Origin of the sequence: Mycobacterium sp. NPDC050853, assembly GCF_040653875.1 — a bacterium.
In the GTDB taxonomy this organism is placed as follows: Bacteria; Actinomycetota; Actinomycetes; order Mycobacteriales; family Mycobacteriaceae; genus Mycobacterium.
Genome location: NZ_JBFAGW010000001.1, coordinates 1,604,032 through 1,619,010, shown reverse-complemented (window position 1 = coordinate 1,619,010; position 14,979 = coordinate 1,604,032). Strand labels below are relative to the sequence as shown.

General features: G+C 62.9%; 16 protein-coding genes and 3 pseudogenes. 12 read left to right on the top strand and 7 right to left on the bottom strand.

The window, feature by feature from the left end:
• Window positions 1–61 precede the first annotated feature (61 nt).
• Window positions 62–736: an isoprenylcysteine carboxylmethyltransferase family protein gene (locus AB0H22_RS08020; protein WP_358145887.1), complete on the top strand. Its 675-nt coding sequence runs from the start codon at window positions 62–64 to the stop codon at window positions 734–736.
• A gap of 15 nt (window positions 737–751) precedes the next feature.
• On the opposite strand, the gene AB0H22_RS08015 is transcribed toward AB0H22_RS08020, so the two are convergent.
• Both AB0H22_RS08015 and AB0H22_RS08010 read right to left on the bottom strand, forming a co-directional pair.
• Window positions 752–1,195 carry a hypothetical protein gene (locus AB0H22_RS08015; RefSeq protein ID WP_358145885.1) on the bottom strand — a complete coding sequence of 148 codons (444 nt, stop codon included), beginning with the start codon at window positions 1,193–1,195 and terminating at the stop codon, window positions 752–754.
• Complete coding sequence (locus AB0H22_RS08010) at window positions 1,192–2,145, bottom strand: carbon-nitrogen hydrolase family protein (protein ID WP_358145883.1); 954 nt, start codon at window positions 2,143–2,145, stop codon at window positions 1,192–1,194. Before AB0H22_RS08010 ends, AB0H22_RS08015 begins: the two co-directional genes overlap by 4 nt.
• Before the next feature lie 106 nt (window positions 2,146–2,251).
• Between AB0H22_RS08010 and AB0H22_RS08005 the strand changes: the two genes are divergently transcribed.
• A complete protein-coding gene (locus tag AB0H22_RS08005; RefSeq protein ID WP_358145881.1) occupies window positions 2,252–2,782 on the top strand; it encodes an ester cyclase in 531 nt (176 codons plus the stop codon).
• Between the two features lie 10 nt (window positions 2,783–2,792).
• Here the strand turns inward: AB0H22_RS08005 and AB0H22_RS08000 are convergent, their stop codons facing one another.
• Complete coding sequence (locus tag AB0H22_RS08000) at window positions 2,793–4,025, bottom strand: glycosyltransferase (RefSeq protein WP_358145879.1); 1,233 nt, start codon at window positions 4,023–4,025, stop codon at window positions 2,793–2,795.
• Window positions 4,025–4,669 (bottom strand): TetR/AcrR family transcriptional regulator, encoded by a 645-nt coding sequence (locus AB0H22_RS07995; protein WP_180749431.1) that lies wholly within the window; start codon window positions 4,667–4,669, stop codon window positions 4,025–4,027. Before AB0H22_RS07995 ends, AB0H22_RS08000 begins: the two co-directional genes overlap by 1 nt.
• A gap of 250 nt (window positions 4,670–4,919) precedes the next feature.
• Between AB0H22_RS07995 and AB0H22_RS07990 the strand changes: the two genes are divergently transcribed.
• The 5 genes and pseudogenes from AB0H22_RS07990 to AB0H22_RS07970 all read left to right on the top strand — a co-directional run.
• Window positions 4,920–5,198 (top strand): hypothetical protein, encoded by a 279-nt coding sequence (locus tag AB0H22_RS07990; protein WP_180749430.1) that lies wholly within the window; start codon window positions 4,920–4,922, stop codon window positions 5,196–5,198.
• 50 nt (window positions 5,199–5,248) lie between these two features.
• Window positions 5,249–5,554, top strand: coding sequence for a hypothetical protein (locus tag AB0H22_RS07985; protein WP_180749429.1), 306 nt, complete (start codon window positions 5,249–5,251; stop codon window positions 5,552–5,554).
• Between the two features lie 292 nt (window positions 5,555–5,846).
• Window positions 5,847–5,942 (top strand): annotated as a pseudogene (locus AB0H22_RS07980) (hypothetical protein); the annotation flags it as partial.
• 428 nt (window positions 5,943–6,370) lie between these two features.
• A pseudogene (locus tag AB0H22_RS07975) lies at window positions 6,371–6,739 on the top strand (hypothetical protein); the annotation flags it as partial.
• A gap of 250 nt (window positions 6,740–6,989) precedes the next feature.
• Window positions 6,990–7,247, top strand: a pseudogene (locus AB0H22_RS07970) (SDR family oxidoreductase); the annotation flags it as partial.
• Here AB0H22_RS07970 and AB0H22_RS07965 read toward each other — a convergent pair.
• Window positions 7,241–8,053, bottom strand: coding sequence for an alpha/beta hydrolase (locus AB0H22_RS07965; protein ID WP_358145876.1), 813 nt, complete (start codon window positions 8,051–8,053; stop codon window positions 7,241–7,243). The pseudogene AB0H22_RS07970 and the gene AB0H22_RS07965 overlap by 7 nt on opposite strands.
• Before the next feature lie 19 nt (window positions 8,054–8,072).
• Window positions 8,073–8,492, bottom strand: a complete 420-nt coding sequence (locus AB0H22_RS07960) for a PPOX class F420-dependent oxidoreductase (protein WP_358145874.1) — start codon at window positions 8,490–8,492, stop codon at window positions 8,073–8,075.
• Between the two features lie 132 nt (window positions 8,493–8,624).
• On the opposite strand from AB0H22_RS07960, the gene AB0H22_RS07955 reads away from it, so the two are divergent.
• Window positions 8,625–9,308 carry a hypothetical protein gene (locus AB0H22_RS07955; RefSeq protein WP_358145872.1) on the top strand — a complete coding sequence of 228 codons (684 nt, stop codon included), beginning with the start codon at window positions 8,625–8,627 and terminating at the stop codon, window positions 9,306–9,308.
• Between the two features lie 187 nt (window positions 9,309–9,495).
• Here AB0H22_RS07955 and AB0H22_RS07950 read toward each other — a convergent pair whose 3' ends face one another.
• Entirely contained in the window at window positions 9,496–11,040 is a 1,545-nt protein-coding gene (locus AB0H22_RS07950) for a carboxyl transferase domain-containing protein (protein WP_358145870.1), read from the bottom strand.
• A gap of 110 nt (window positions 11,041–11,150) precedes the next feature.
• Here AB0H22_RS07950 and AB0H22_RS07945 point away from each other — a divergent pair, with 110 nt between their 5' ends.
• The 4 genes from AB0H22_RS07945 to AB0H22_RS07930 are packed head-to-tail and all read left to right on the top strand — an operon-like array spanning window position 11,151 to window position 14,974.
• A complete protein-coding gene (locus AB0H22_RS07945) occupies window positions 11,151–12,296 on the top strand; it encodes an acyl-protein synthetase (protein ID WP_358145868.1) in 1,146 nt (381 codons plus the stop codon).
• Window positions 12,296–12,697 carry an iron-sulfur cluster assembly scaffold protein gene (locus tag AB0H22_RS07940; RefSeq protein WP_358145866.1) on the top strand — a complete coding sequence of 134 codons (402 nt, stop codon included), beginning with the start codon at window positions 12,296–12,298 and terminating at the stop codon, window positions 12,695–12,697. The genes AB0H22_RS07945 and AB0H22_RS07940 overlap by 1 nt, the downstream gene beginning before the upstream one ends.
• Window positions 12,672–13,871 (top strand): cysteine desulfurase family protein, encoded by a 1,200-nt coding sequence (locus tag AB0H22_RS07935; protein ID WP_358145864.1) that lies wholly within the window; start codon window positions 12,672–12,674, stop codon window positions 13,869–13,871. Before AB0H22_RS07940 ends, AB0H22_RS07935 begins: the two co-directional genes overlap by 26 nt.
• Window positions 13,868–14,974 (top strand): ABC transporter permease, encoded by a 1,107-nt coding sequence (locus AB0H22_RS07930; protein WP_180749420.1) that lies wholly within the window; start codon window positions 13,868–13,870, stop codon window positions 14,972–14,974. Before AB0H22_RS07935 ends, AB0H22_RS07930 begins: the two co-directional genes overlap by 4 nt.
• Window positions 14,975–14,979: the final 5 nt, after the last annotated feature.

The following is a 14,979-nucleotide window of genomic DNA, read 5'->3' as shown; positions in this document are numbered from 1 at the left end:
GCCGCGACGCCCGCCACCCGGTGGCGGACATTCGATGCTGCGAAGGATGACAGGAGAATCCGTGAAAGCCATTGCAAAAGTGTTGGCATTCGGGCTCGTTGAGCTCGTTGTCTTCGGCTTGGCGCTGTTCCTGCTCGCCGGAACGTTCAACTACTGGCAAGCATGGGCTTTTCTGGCGGTATTCGCACTTTCGACGTGGATCCCCACCATGTACCTGCAGCAGGTAAACCCCGCTGCGCATGAGCGGCGTAAGCACGCGGGGCCGGTGGCAGAAACCCGAACGGTGCAAAAGGTTCTTATCGGCGGCTGGTACTTGTCGCTGGCAGCAATGGTGGTGATCAGCGCCCTTGACCACCGCTTTGGCTGGACGTCGGCGCCGGCGGTAATCTGCGTGGTTGGTGAGGTTTTGGTGGCAGTTGGGCTGGGTGTGACGAGCCTGGTGGTCATTCAGAACAGCTTCGCGGCCTCCACCGTCCAGGTGGAGACAGGCCAGACTCTCGTCTCCACCGGTCTGTACGGGCTGGTACGCCACCCCATGTACACCGGCAATGTGGTCACGGTAATCGGCTTCCCCCTTGCGCTCGGCTCCTATTGGGGGCTCGTCTCCGTCATACCTGGCCTGATCGTGCTTATCGTGCGCATCCGCGACGAAGAAAAGCTGCTTGCCGAAGAGTTGGACGGATACCTTGAGTACGCGCAGAAAGCTCGCTATCGCCTGGTGCCATATATGTGGTGACCGCTGCGCGGGCTGTCACGAGAACCATTGGGCACGTATGAATCCGGCGAGCAGTACTGCGAATCCGCCTATCTCTCCGGCGATGAGCAGCGCCATCGCCAGGTACAGTCCAGCGCTGGGCTTTTCGAGCTGATTGGTGGTGTCGCGCAACGCCCCGTGGACGATGTAGCTCACGATGGCCGCCACGAAAAAGAACACCAGCACCATCGCGGCCGTGAGATTCACCCAACCGGGCCAGGCGCTCAGCTCGACGAAAACTGCGGTGAGCAACGTGGCGAACGCGTAGAGCAGTGCGGCTCGATGCGCGATATCGACATAGGGATGAGCGAGATGGTTAGGACTGGTGATCATTTGTCGGTACTTCCAGACTCCAAGTCCGAGCGAGAGAAGGAAGATGAGCCCCGCCGCGAGCAGTGTTATGGCGGTGTCGGCGCTGAGCACATATCCGGCAGTGGTCATCGCACCTGTCCTTCTTCCACAAGTTTGGCGGGTCGTCCTGCGACGTGTCGTCGGTACCAACGGCGGCCATGCCAGCGCTGGTAGTGCCATACGGCGGTCGGCAGAGCGCCGCGTTTGTGTAACCAAAATCCTTTGGGTACTGAAAGAGTGGGTTGAGCCCGACCAATCGCTACTTCGGCAAGAACTATCCCGGGCCCGTCGGCGGCGCGCCGTTCGGCCAGTATTTCGCCGGTAGGCGTGGCGATCAGCGTTGAGCCTTCGAAGTGGCCCCGGTATGGCATGGGCAGCCACGGCATTGCACATGTCAGCGGGCCCGCATGGGCAGCATGTACCACCGGCGCACCGATGTACTGAGCGAATGATGCGGCTGCGGCTCGGGCAGTGGCGGCATTGGTGCGCTCGATGCGATCGAAGAGCGTGCGAGGTGTCCAGGACGGCACCGACCACCAGCCCGAGCCCGTCATGGCGAGGTCTACTCGGCCGCGGAGGCGGCGAGCGGTCTGGGTGCGCATCAGCTCCCAGCACACGGCGGCACCGATCTGGTGCTGACCGGCGGTGAGCACACCGTCGTCCGTGCCGCCCACATAGAATGCGTTCTCCCACATGGTGGGTAGGTCCTTGTCATGCCGTCCGACGACGCCACTCGGATCGGCGAGAAGATACGCGTTGCGGACCTCGCCATCGGGATCGCGGCACAGGAAGGAGCCACCGACGAGGGCTTGATACCGCCGGGCGAGCGTGCTGAGCAGTGTGGTTGCCGCTCCTTCCGGAGGCAGTGCGGCATCGATCAGTGCCTCGGTGAAACCGATTCCGGTAGAGAAGAACTCGGGGAGGGCGATGATCTTGGCACCCCGCTGGCCGGCCTCGTCGGCCAGTCGTTCGCACGCAGAGAGATTGGCTGGAATGTCGCCGAGTGTCGCGTCGAGCTGTATCGCGGCCACAAGAGGCATGATGTCTGATCCGTCCGCCGTTGGTACGTATCGAGGAGCGTATCGCCAGGGCTCAACGCCGAGGCGTTGAGCCCTGCTCTGTACACCTTGTGGACATTCATGGAACGTGCACACTGCAGGACGGCGGTCCGAATCGGCCCGGGAGACGGTTCGCGACCACTTCCACGATGAGGTCGAGCAGAACTGGGACGCCGTGCTCGCAACGTTTCCACACCCGCGGTACGAGCTGATTCCGCTCGGTGTGGTGTACGACGGCCATGACGAGGTACGGCAGTACTACATCGACACCCGGATCGCGTTTCCGGATCAGCGGCACGTAATGATTCGTCTCCGCCACACCGATGACGCGGTGGTTTGCGAGTTCTATCTCTTTGGGACGCACAGGGGGCCGTTCGGTGCGGTACCCGCGACGGGCAGCAGTTTCAAGGTGCGCATGACCGCCTACTTCATCTTCGACGGCACTACCTTGATCTGCGAGCGCATCTACTGGGATGTCTTGACCATGCTCAAACAACTACTCGGAGGACTCGACTTCGCCAGTCCGGCTGGCTATCTGGTGTTGGCGAAGGCGTTGTGGGGGATTCGTGCGTTGTCCTCGGCCCAACCCCAGGATGATGTCCACCGAATTCCGGACTGAGTCCCAGGCCCTATCGAAGCAGCTCGTCGACGACACGGACTACCTGCGCCGTACCGTCCTCGGCAGTCAGTACTTCGGCGATTTGCCGGGTACGTTCCTGGAGCTCCTCGTCGGAGACTGCGGTGTGGATCGCGGTGGCAAGCCGTTCGACCGTTAGGGACCGTTGCGGGATGGTGGCGGCGCTGAGCCCGAGCTCATCGAGGCGCCGAGCCCAGAATGGTTGATCGCCGAGGCCGGGCGCGGCGATGGTCGGGACTCCGGCGCGAAGCCCGGCTGCGGTCGTCCCGGCACCGCAGTGGTGCACCACCGCTGCCGTCTGTGGGAAGAGCCAGCTGTGAGGTACCTCGCCCACCGTCAGGATGTCGTCGGCGGATGCGTCGAGTCCCGCCCATCCGGATTGGACGATGCCCCGAGTACCGGCCCGGTGCAAGGTTTCCCGGGCGATCTCGGATATGCGCACGGCCTGTTCGGTCGATGTCATCGTGCTTCCGAGGCCGATGAACACCGGAGGATCACCCGCGGCTAGAAAGTCGATCAGTTCGGTCGACGGCTGCCACCGCGGATCGGCGGCCGGCCACCAGTAACCGGTGACGTCGAGGCCGGATCGCCAATCCGATGGGCGCGGCACGATATGCGGTGAGAAGCCGTGCAGAACTGGCCAGCTCGCTGCGGTGCGCCTTCTGCGGAGCGATCTGGCGGCCACGCTGGGTAGACCGAGATCTCGCCGGAAGCCGGTCACCACCCCGCCGTAGAGGCGGTCGATAAGCCAGGCGCCGGTACGGGAGGCGAGACGGTTGCCAGCAGAGCCCGCCGACCAGGCGCCGAGTGCCGCCGGGGGAAACGCGGCCGTGGGAGAGAATGGTTGTAGCCGGATCCCAACGGAGGGAATGTCTTTCGCCTCGGCGAGTGGATGCCCGGCCAGCTCCGAGAAGGGTGACAGCAGCAGTATGTCGGCGGGTTCGTCGCGTAGCGCGGTCAGTAGCGCGGTGCCGAGCATCCTCATGCCACGTGGCGCGAGGAAATCGGCAAGGCCCTTCATGACGTTGACGTCGGTCTCCTCGGGCTGCGCCCCGGGTTCGTCAATAGCCCGAAAATCCAAGCCGCAGTTGGTTATCAAGGAGGAAAAACGGCCATACGCTGCGATGGTCACATGATGGCCCGCTTGTTTGAGGCTTGTGCCGATCCCGGTCATCGGCGCTACGTCGCCGTGACTGCCGATGGCGGCGATGATTACTTGGGTCATCACACTCTCCTGACCACTCGGGTGTACATCTTTACCAGGTCCTCGGCATAGCCGAGCGCATCGAATTGGGGATCGTTCAGGATCTTCTCGACCACGGCGTTGACCGCTCCTCGCAACGCTATCGAAGTGGAATCGACTGGAAATGAGCCGAATTCGCCGGATTTCTGGCCCGCGCGGAGAATAGCTGATGGATCGAGCGCGGTCATTTGTTCGGCGAGTTCAGGTGTCTGTCCCAAGTCGCCCAAGCGCCGACCATCGCTGGGTTTGTAACTCGTCCCCAGTTGGGTGAGTGCCGTCAGTTGCACGCGGTGGGTATCGAAATAGGTGATGCTGGAACGGATATACGCGGAAAGCTGTTGGGTGGGGGTACTCGCGGCGTCCATCGCGGGCACCACGATGGTGAGCGCCGACTGGTACATCGCGGCGATCACCGCCTCGACGAGTCCGTCCTTGGATCCGAAGTGATACAGCACCACGCTCATCGCGATCCCGGCGCGTTCGGCGATCTTGCGGATGGAGGTCTGTGGATAGCCCACCTCCGCGATGACTTCGATCGCGCACGCGACGATCTGCTCGCGGCGCGCGACCTCCGTGAAGGTCGGTGGGCGGTCCGAATTAGATCGCATGATCGAAGTGTAGATCAATTGATCTAATCCTGGGAATGTTACCCCGGGTTAACGGTAGGTAAACGGCTATATATCATCTTTCCCAGACCCTAACCCCCATGGGGTACTCTGAGATTTAGCTGAGAATCAGCCGAACATCTCATAAGTTGGGAACTGGGTGACCTCTGAAGCCGTTGAACTGGGTGAATGCATCAACGTTGATGTCTTCGGCAAGTGACATTCACTTCCCGGGCCATTAGCAATTTGACCGAGCGGAAGGAAACACCACATGAAGAAGTCCCTCACTGCAATCCTCGGCGGCGCCGGTATCGCGCTCGCGGTCGGCATCATGGGCGCACCGATAGCGTTGGCGGGTCCGACGCCTCCCCCCGTGTGTTACGCCAGCGAGACCAGCGTCAACGCCACCGAGCTGCGCCCGTGCGTGGCGCCCGGGGACGTGGTCTACGAGCAGGGTGTGCACCAGCCGACTTACGAAGGTGCCAACCCGCTGGTCCCGCTGGGCACCAACCCGCACGTGCCGTATGGCACCAACAAGAACAACGGTTAGTAACCACGTCTAGTGGCTTCATCTTCGAAGACGCAGAAGGAGCACCACCCATGAAGAAGATCATGACCGCGACGCTCGCAGTAGTTGGCGCCGCAGGACTGTCCTTGGCGACAGCGGCCGCTGCATTCGCAGGACCCACGTCGGATACGGACGCCGTCATCAGCGACCTCAAATCCAACGGGTACCGGGTGATCGTCACCAAGGTGGGGTCGGACCATCCGGCGGAGTGCACTGTCCAAGGAGTGACACGGCAGTCCGGGGTCTCGAATGTGCAACCGGGACGGAACATGCGGAACCAGCCGACGACGGTTCCCAGCGCCGGGCAGAAGGTCGCGTACGTCACGTTGGCCTGCTAGCCGCCCGGCGAGTGGTGGCGACACTTGGTAGTGAGCGATCTGCTAACGATCCTCACTTGGTGTCGCCACTGCCCTGATCTCGTATGTTTTTCGATTGCCGTTGCGCTGCTGTGAATTTCAATGTCCGGTGCTCTGTCCACCGTCGACGTGCAGACCGCGACACCGCGTATAGACCACTCTCGGTCAATCAGGCCGACACCGCGGAATTTGCGAATTATCCTGATCGACAAGGCTTGTCGAGATATTCACGATATGCCCGCCGCTGACCTGTCAGGTGAAGACCTTTGAGCACTACGCCGAGGTGCACTATTTGACGAGCCCTATCCGGGCGTCAGTGGTGCGTGCGGGAGATCCACACGGCACAAACCTTTGGGCGGGTAGCGGATTCACATGCTTGAGTCGGGGCGCGCGGCCATCGTCCGCGATAAGTGGGCATTCCGTCTATTTCATGCGGAATCGGAACGCACGGATCGGCGAAAGTGGTAGCGCGCCTGGCGTCTCAAGGAGTGGGACGTGTGCCGGCTGAAAGGTGGGATAGGTAACAGAAAATTTCCTGCGTTAATACAAGAGATGCGCAGATGTGCAGGAAAAGTGACCAATGTGGTTAGGGTGCAGCAAATTATGAATCGAAGTCGTGGAACATTCAATAAACCCATGATGTCCTGCGATTTTGCCTGACTAGACGAACCACTACACATGCGCTACCGTAATCAGTAAGACGTTGGCGGACAGTAATTCCCGTCATAATTTCCAGCAAATATGACGGAAGCCACATATTTTGGTAGGTCGTCAAGCTGGTTGTTAGCGTCCCGTCTCATGTCTGATCTCGCTGCTTTGCTGGCGTTTATCCATCAGGTTTCGGGTACGCCGTATGTCTCGGGCGGAGACACCTCACGAGGCACTGACTGCTCCGGCCTTGCCTCCTGGGTGTCCAACGTCGCCACCGATCGCCCCGCGTTCGGTTCTCGGTTCAACACCGGGAACCAGGAGCGCGCGCTTCTCGCACGTGGTTTCAAGTACGGCACCGCTCCTGGTGCACTGGTAATTGGCTGGAACGGCGGTCATACCGCCGTCACGCTGCCCGATGGCACCCCTGTCTCCAGTGGTGAAGGAGGCGGCGTGAAGATCGGTGGTGGTGGCGCATACCAGTCGCAGTTCAAGCGCCATATGTACTTGCCGATCGACAACGCGGACACGGCAGATGCGGGCCCGTTGGATGTGCCCGCTCATGCCGAGGGTCCTGAGGTGATCCCCGCGACTGTGCTTGCGCCGCATCCCGGGCAGGCGCCCGCAGAAGAAGCGCCGGCCGAAGCGGACTCGGTCGAGATCTAAGGGATCTCCAAACTTATTGTACAACAACACAATTGTGATGCGCTGGTGTCGCCACTCACGCCTCCCGTTGGCCGTGAGGAACCCCGTCGATTCGCGCAAACGGTTGGGGTCCGACAGGATCAGGGTCAACTCCATGCACCCCGGCGTCGTCTACTCCCCGATGACGGCCCAGGCCGGATTTCAGGAGGGCGAGGGCAACATGCCCATCACCGCGATGGGGCGAGTGGGAGCCCCAGATGAGGTCGCGGGCGCTGTCTCCTATCTGTTGTCGGATGACGCCGGCTACATCACCGCTGCCGAGCTCGCGGTCGACGGCGAATGGACCGCCGGCGCCACCCTGAAAACAATGACGGGTCAGTGAGGTCGATTGATCGCGCTGATTAACGTGTCGATTTCCTTCGCAGCCTGGGCAGGCAGTTCCAACTGCGGGAAATGCGTGGTGCCAGCCAGGCGCGTGTAGCTGAACCACGGATTGCGTGATCGGAACTCGTCGTGCAGATCGTCGTACGCAGTGCGTTCGGGGTTGCAGAAGATGTGATGAACGGGCCGGGATTCGGTTAGCTTTTCCATGCGCGACATCGGTGAGCCCCAGGTGGCGTACGCATCCTCGATGACGCGTCCGGCGCGTGCCCACACGTCGAACCCGAATCCGCCCATCTCCGAGCGGATATGCCGATTGACGGCCGCATTGCCGCTACCGGCCAGCCACGCTCGGAGAAACCCCAACCGGCTGGACTGCCAGCCTTCCGGATCGCGGAATGCCCTGATACCGCTAAGGAATTCGGCAGGAGCCGGTGTCATGATCAGGTCCACGATCATGACGGAAGGCACCCGCACGGCGCCGAGAAGTTCGGCGAGTTCCAGCGCCGTCCACCCGGCATGGGCATGAGCCACGGGGACAATTGTCTGGACGCTCAGGGCATCGAGTAGTCCGATGACATCTGAAACCTGTTCTGCAAGACCAAAATCGGCAACCGGCGTGCGGTCGATCCCATGGCCACGCCAGTCCATGCGAAGGACGCGGTGGTGCGGGACGAGGTGGGGCAGTAGCTCGTCATACGCGCGGTGGTCGTGTCCCCAGCCGCTGAGCAGCAGGATCGCGGGTCCGTCGTCGAGCCCCTGGTCGTCGAAGCTGATCTGTGCGCCGTTGATGGTGATGGTGTACATCGTGAGCCTCCCCGGAATGTCAGAGCGCCGAGTGGACGCGGAGGGGATGGATACGCACGAGAGCCTCGCCGGGCGCACTGTGATGCTCGTGAACATAGGCCTCGGCGCGGTCTGCTCCCAGATACCGGGCGGTGATATCGATCAGGGTGGCGCGGACCGTCGATTCGTCGGGGTCCACCTTTGCGTGGCCCTGAACCTGCACATAGCGGTAAGGCTCGGCCGGTGTCGCCACGGTGATCACCACGCGCGGATCACGTTGTAATGCCCTGACTTTCAAGCTGTTCAGATGAGTGACGAACTGTAGGTGATCGTCGGCCAGCTGATACCAGATGGGCAGAATCAGCGGTCGTCCGTCGGCTCCGAGGTAACCGAGTTGCCCCACCAGAGCGGGGGTCGAGTCGAGGAACCGGCGGATGGACGGATCGTGGATCGAGGTCATGGATCCTCAACCTAGGATCTCAAGTGCGCTTGACGTCAAATCGTTCGTACCGGGTGCTTCGACACGCCGTGCGGTGGCGGATTCGTATCGCATACTTCCGCCATGAGATGGCGTGTCGGAATAATGGGTCGCGTGACGCGCATGATCGCGATCGGAGTGGCGGTGCTGGCGCTCATCGCGGCTGGGCTGCCCGCGGGATACGCCCATGCCGACCCGCAGGCATGCGTTCCGGGGGATCCGGCCCGGCCGCAAGCCGAGCTCTTCGCCACAAACAACACCGCGATCATCACCGATCCCGCGGATGGACGTCTGCACGACCCACTTGATGACTTCTCGCTGCAAGTGAGCGCGATGACCGTCCAGAATCTCGTTCTCCCCGTGCGATCGACACCGGTCGACGGTGTGTACTGGTCCCAGGACAACAACCGCATGACATACGAGCGTTCGCGTGCCTTCGAACTTGCCTGCGTGGACCGCGATGATCTGCAACGCATCGGTGAACAGGTACGTCGACAGTACGGTCAGGAATCGGTGCTCACCTTCGAATACCTGCAGGCCGGGGATGCCGGGATAAATGCGGTGGCCGTGGAGGTTCCGGGCATCGATCGGGTGCGGTTCCACGACGCGCTTACCGCGGACACCGCTGCGCGCGAGGCGCTGGTCGGCGGGTCCGTCACCGAAGATAACTGGTTGATGCTGATTGCGGACGTCAACGATGTCGACATCGCCCGGCGCTTGGTCCATGCTGCCGGTGGCAGCTGGCAGAACGCCACTATCCAATACGGAAAGCGTGAGTTCGTGGAGGCGCCCCAGTAGCGGTTCATTGCATCTGTTCAGCGGGCCGAGAGCACCCTGTACAAGCACGATTTCGTCGGGTGCGGCACCGTGGTTCGTTCCTTCGGTAGGGATAAGGCCCTGGGAGAGTTCGTGTTCCATATCGGGTGCCAAGCGGATTCCACGGCAACTGGGTTCCGAGTGCCGGCTGAGGCATTCCGCTAAGGAGTTACCACGTATCGACGACGGCTCTGCGTGGCGGCAGCGGCCCCCGCGTGGCCGCGGCGAAAGTCGATGCGACGAGCGACCGCGTATCGGCAGGGTCGATCACGTCGTCGATCTCGAATATCTGAGCGGCGTTGAGCGCCTTGGCATTCTCTTGCGCAGCGGCGGTGGCCTGACGCACGGCCTCTTCGCGAGCGGCCTCATCGGGAATCGCCTCCAGCTCCTTGCGCAGCCCCAGACGCACCGCGCCTTCCAGGCCCATGGGACCGAGATGCGCACCCGGCCACGCCACCGTCAGCAGCGGTTCGTGCAGACTGCCACCGGTCATGGCCTGCGCGCCGAGGCCATACCCGCGACGCAGGATGACCGCGACCAGCGGCACTCGCAATGCCGCGCCGGCAACGAGCATGCGCGACGCGCGCCGCACCAACGCATCCGCCTCCGCGGCGGGACCCACCATGTATCCAGGACAGTCGACCAGCGAGAGCACCGGCAGCTCGAATGCGTCGCACAGCTGCAGGAAGCGCGCGGCCTTATCGGATGCGGCGGCCGTGATTGCTCCGGCCATCACCATGGAGTTGTTGGCGAGCACGCCAATGGCTCGGCCCTCGATGCGCGCGAGCGCTGTCACCATCTCGGGAGCGAACTTCTCTCGCAGGAACGTCACCGAGCCTTCATCGGCAAGCGTTTCGATGATGGGTGCTACCGGATATGCGCGTCGCGCGCGCTCGGGAATCATTGTCCGCAAGACGGTTTGGTCGGCTTCTGATCCGGGATCTACCGAACCCTGGAAGTAGCCGAGAAGCCGTTTGGCGACGGCGACGGCCTGCTCTTCATCCTCCACGACCACATCGACGACACCATTGGGCGACTGGACCGACAGCGGTCCCACCTCATCCGGAGGCACGTCGCCGAGTCCTCCGCCCGCGATCATTGCCGGACCACCCATACCGATGGATGTGTCCTTGGTTGCCACGATCAGATCCGAGCATCCCGCGATCACGGCATTGCCGGCGAAGCACCGGCCCTTGACCACCGAGATCCGCGGCACGACCCCCGATAGCGCCGCCCACAACTTGAATGCGCGGACATCGAGCATCGAGACCACGGGGTAATCGGTGTCGCCGGGACGTCCGCCGCCACCCTCGGCGAAGAAGACCGTCGGCAGCTTCATGCGCTCGATGAGATCGAAGAGCCTGTCCTTCTTCTGGTGTCCGAGCGCACCCTGCGTTCCGGCCAGCACGGTGTAGTCATAGGACAGCACGGCACACGGATTGCCGTTGATTCGTGCGGTCCCGGCCACCAGACCATCGGCGGGTGTGCGGGCGATCAGATCGGCGACCTCCCGCCGCCCGCGTTGGGCGGCGATAGCGAAGCGCCCGTACTCCACGAACGAGCCGTCATCGACCAGGTCGGCGATGTTCTCACGAGCGGTGCGCCCGTCAGCGGCGTGACGACGTGCAACCGCGTCGGGCCGAGCCGCATCTTCGGTGAGCGCACGCCTCCTCAGTAGCTCCAGGTGGTCATCGCGCAATGGTTCGTCAGCCATGGTCCGGACTCTTCCACAGACCCCGGAAAGTCTGCGGGAACTTTTCCTCACCATGATTCGACCACTCCACCGGTGCCCCCTGTGGGCTAGGCGGTCAAAGGAGATATGCAGTGAAGTTGGTCACCATGCTGGGGATGCCCGGGGAAGCTCTCCGGGTCTCGCGTGACGAGTGGCAAGAATCGCTGACGGATGTGGTGCGCGAATCATTCGCGTTCCATGTCGAGCGCAACGGTTTCTACCGCGCCCAGTGTGAGGCCGTCGGCCTTACCCCGAGTGACATTCGCGAGTCGGCTGACCTGCATCGCATACCCCTGCTTCCGGTCAGCATGTTCAAACAGGCTGGGGCGCATGTGCTCATGAGCTGCGGGCTCGAGGATGTCGAGATCGAGATCCGGTCGACGGGCACGAGCGGCGTGCCGTCGGTGGCGCGGCGCGATTCGACGACGGTGACCCGGGCATCGGTCGGAATCTTCGGTGGTTACCGCGACTTCTTCGGTATCTCGCAGGGAGCGGGTCTGTTCCTATGCCCGTCCACCGCCGAGGTGCCCGAGATGGGGATGGTCAAGATCTTCAATCTCCTTACCGGGATGCTCGACGACCACCGCTACATCGTGCGCGAATACTCCTTCGACCCCGAGGAGGCGTTGGCGCAGCTACGGAGCTGGGAGGGGAGGATGACCAGGCACCTCATCGGCCCGCCGTTCATCATCGCTCGGTTCCTTAAATACCTGGAGCTGGAGGAAATTCCGCTCGCGCTCGACCCTGAATCGATGATCATCATGCTGGGCGGCTGGAAGCAGTACACGGGCAACTCCATCAGCCGAGAAGACTTCAACGAGAAGGCGCAACGAGTGCTGGGCATCGACCGCACTCGCATCCGCGACATGTACGGGATGATCGAGTCGAACATGCTCGCCATCGAATGCGAGCATCAGCGCAAGCATGTGCCGCCGTGGTGCTACATCTCGATCCGGGACGTCACCGATGCCTCCGTCGAGCTGGAGCCCGGAAAGACCGGTGGGATAGCGATCCTCGACGCACTGAACACCGCATACCCGGGATTCCTGCTCTCCGACGATATCGGTGAGGTGGACGAGGGGGACTGCCCGTGCGGCCGCACCGGTCAGACGGTGAAGTTCCGGCGGCGCCGCCAGGGCGCCGAATTGGGCTGCTGCGCCGTGAGTATCGAAAAGTACATCGACTCAAGGGAAGTTGTCGCCGAGTGCGAGCTGGTGGAGACCGGGGCGGGCGTCTAGTGCCCCGGTTCAGTCCGACGGTGGTCGACCACTTCACCAACCCCCGCAACTCGGGCCGCCTGACGCAGGCCGATGTCACCGCATTCATCGGGAACCCGGTGTGCGGGGACCAGATCCTGCTGAGCGCACTTATCCGGGACGAAGCCATCAGCCAGATCGGATTCGAAGCATACGGATGCTCGGCCTCGCTGGCCGTGGCGTCCATTCTCACCGAGCGTCTCACCGGGATGCCGGTGGAAACGATCGCGACCATCGAGGCGACCCAGGTGGCCGAATGGTCGGGAGGCCTCTCGCCGGAACAGCAGCACGTCGCCGCCCTCGGAGCTGACGTCGCTCAACGTCTAGCCAACAACTACCGCAACGGAATCCACGAAGATGTCAGCACCGTCCCTGGTTCTTAACCCACCATGTCCATCCGCGGAAGTGGTCCCGTCGGAGATCTACCTGGACTACGCAGCCACGGCACCCCTGCATCCGCGTGCGGCGCAGGCCATGCAGGACGGCCACCGGCTGGTCGGTAATCCGTCGAGCCGCCACGGCGCCGGCCGTGAGGCCGCCGACGCATTGACGGATGCACGGCAGACCATCGCGCTGATGTTCGAGGCCGACGCCGATGAGGTGGTTTTGACCGCCGGCGGTAGTGAGGCGAACACCCTGGCGCTGTGGGGAACCTTTGCAGCGGTGGGATTTCGGGGCCATCTGGTGACGTCTTCCATTGAACATCCCGCGGTCCTCGCGAATGCCCAGGCGCTGCAAGACCTGGGCGTGGAGGTGACCTTCGTGGATCCGGCCCCGTCGGGACATGTCGATTCCGAGGCGGTGGCGCGTGCGCTGCGCCCCGACACCGCGCTGGTCTCGGTGATGCACGCCAACAACGAGACCGGCGCCATCCAGCCCATCCGGGCGATCGCCGATATCGCGGTGCAATCGGCTGCCGCGTTCCACGTCGACGCCGTACACACCGCAGGCAAGCTCGACCTGACAAGTGTTGGTGCCACGATGATCTCGGTGTCGGCGCATAAGTTCGGTGGCCCGCGCGGAATGGGCGCACTGCTGGTGCGGCGCGGGCATCGGCTGCTGCCGGTGATGCGCGGTGGGCCGCAGGAGAACCGGCTGCGCGCAGGTACGGAAAACGTGCCCGGAGCACTCGGTATGGCCGCCGCGGTCGATGTGTGTCTACGTAAGACGTCGATGGGTTATCGGCTGGGAATGCGAGACCGACGCGAGCAGCTGCTCGATGGGTTGCGCGCGGTGGGCGGTGTCCATCTGAACGTGGCCGAACCGGTACTGGAGGAGACCATCAGCGTGCGCTTCGACGGTATCCGTGCCGACACCCTCGCCGACGATCTCGATATGCACGGGATCTACGTGTCCACCGGATCGGCCTGTCATGCCGGAGAAGACTCGGTTTCGCATGTGCTGCAGGCGATGCGGCTGACCGAAGATCAGGCGCGCGGTACCGTGCGCTTCTCTCTGGGCCCGGGCGTGTCACCCGACGATGTCGACAGAGTCATCGCGGTCACCAGCAGGGCGGTAAAGAGATTGCGTGCCATGGCGGGCGGAATTGTCCGATGATCGTCGCCGTCAAGAACCTTGTCGCGGAGCGTGCCCGGTTCGTCCTTTCGGTTATCGGGGTCGCTGTCGCGGTCATCCTGGTGCTGGTGATGTCCGGCATCTTCGTCGGCACCACGAATCAGGTGACCACCTACATCGACCACTCCAAGGGGGCGGTGTGGGTGGTTCAGCCGGGTGTCTCCCAGATGTTTCGCGCCGTGTCGTGGCTGCCCGCTGATGGTAGGGACCGGTTGCTGAAGGTCCCCGGCGTGCGATCGGCGGATCCGATTCTCGGCCTGCCATCCGATTTCGTGCACGATGGTGGACATACCGCGTACTTCGTCGTCGGATACGACACGGCCACCGGTGTGGGTGGCCCGTGGTCGTTGTCGGAGGGCCGCAATGTGTCTGGTTCCGGCGAGGTCGTACTGGACCGGGTGCTGGCCAAGAAGAACAAGATCCATGTCGGTGACACGGTGCAGCTCGTCGACGGTGATTTCACGGTGGTGGGGTTGTCCAACCAGACAGCCGCTGTGGGCAACTTCTACGCGTTCATTTCCTTGCCGGACGCGGCTCACCTGCTGCGGGCGGGAAGTCGTGTGTCCTACTTCCTTGTTCAGCCTGCCGATGGGTTCACCGCGGACCAGGTAGCGGGTGCCGTCCGAGAGGCGGCGCCGGGTATGGATGCGCTCACCTCGGACACCTTCGCCGAGAACAGCCGAGCAATTGTCATCTCGATGATCGGGCGGCCGCTGAAGACAATGATCGGGATCGCGGCACTGGTCGGGGTGGCACTTGTGGGTTTGACGGTTCTCGCGGTGACGACCGAGCAGATGAGTGATTTCGGAGTGCTGCGCGCGCTGGGTGTTCGGCCGGCACAGTTGTGCCGCACCGTGATTACCCAGGCCGCGCTGATCGCCGGGCTCGGATACCTGGTGGGTGCGGGAGTCACCTACGGGGTGCAGTTCCTGGTGAAAGATCGGTTGGGAGACGTCACTGTGGAGGTAACTCCCACCATGCTGGCCGCCATGGCTGCGGCCACCGGCATCATGGCGATCATCGGATCGCTGATCCCGGTCCGGCGGGTAACACGTATCGATCCCGCTCAGGCGTTCCGGAGGTGAGCGCG

What these genes read in the sequence shown, in the direction of transcription:
- AB0H22_RS07930 (WP_180749420.1), top strand. Translation starts at nt 13,868, where the DNA reads ATGATCGTCGCCGTCAAGAACCTTGTCGCGGAGCGTGCCCGGTTCGTC.
- AB0H22_RS08010 (WP_358145883.1), bottom strand. Translation starts at nt 2,145, where the DNA reads ATGCCTCTTGTGGCCGCGATACAGCTCGACGCGACACTCGGCGACATT.
- AB0H22_RS08015 (WP_358145885.1), bottom strand. Translation starts at nt 1,195, where the DNA reads ATGACCACTGCCGGATATGTGCTCAGCGCCGACACCGCCATAACACTG.
- AB0H22_RS07950 (WP_358145870.1), bottom strand. Translation starts at nt 11,040, where the DNA reads ATGGCTGACGAACCATTGCGCGATGACCACCTGGAGCTACTGAGGAGG.
- AB0H22_RS07990 (WP_180749430.1), top strand. Translation starts at nt 4,920, where the DNA reads ATGAAGAAGTCCCTCACTGCAATCCTCGGCGGCGCCGGTATCGCGCTC.
- AB0H22_RS07960 (WP_358145874.1), bottom strand. Translation starts at nt 8,492, where the DNA reads ATGACCTCGATCCACGATCCGTCCATCCGCCGGTTCCTCGACTCGACC.
- AB0H22_RS07935 (WP_358145864.1), top strand. Translation starts at nt 12,672, where the DNA reads ATGTCAGCACCGTCCCTGGTTCTTAACCCACCATGTCCATCCGCGGAA.
- AB0H22_RS07965 (WP_358145876.1), bottom strand. Translation starts at nt 8,053, where the DNA reads ATGTACACCATCACCATCAACGGCGCACAGATCAGCTTCGACGACCAG.
- AB0H22_RS08000 (WP_358145879.1), bottom strand. Translation starts at nt 4,025, where the DNA reads ATGACCCAAGTAATCATCGCCGCCATCGGCAGTCACGGCGACGTAGCG.
- AB0H22_RS07985 (WP_180749429.1), top strand. Translation starts at nt 5,249, where the DNA reads ATGAAGAAGATCATGACCGCGACGCTCGCAGTAGTTGGCGCCGCAGGA.